Raw genomic sequence first — 255 nt, 5'->3', positions numbered from 1 at the left:
GGGTGAAGACGAACTGCTGCGCGCTCGGCCAGAAGCCGATGAAGAGCCACACATTGTCGAACTGGTAGACATGCAGCAGGATCGGGCGCAGGACGAACACCAGCGTGTGGAAAATCAGGTAGAAGCTCAGGGGGTGGAACATCGAGGCCGTCCCGCTGAACAGGAAGACCGCGACCACCAGGGCCACCACCAGCACCTGCGCGATCAGCGCCAATTCGATCATCGCCAAGGTCCGCCATGGTTTCACGGGCAAAA

General features: G+C 60.4%; 1 protein-coding gene. It reads right to left on the bottom strand.

Translation table 11 applies throughout. The features are described from left to right. The coding region (locus JT719_RS24905) for a hypothetical protein (protein ID WP_207436469.1) at positions 1–229 on the bottom strand (229 nt) is incomplete at its 3' end. Positions 230–255: the final 26 nt, after the last annotated feature.

Source organism: Sabulibacter ruber, assembly GCF_017355955.1.
GTDB lineage: Bacteria > Bacteroidota > Bacteroidia > Cytophagales > Hymenobacteraceae > Nibribacter > Nibribacter ruber_A.
This window is presented reverse-complemented; position numbering and strand designations above follow the sequence as displayed.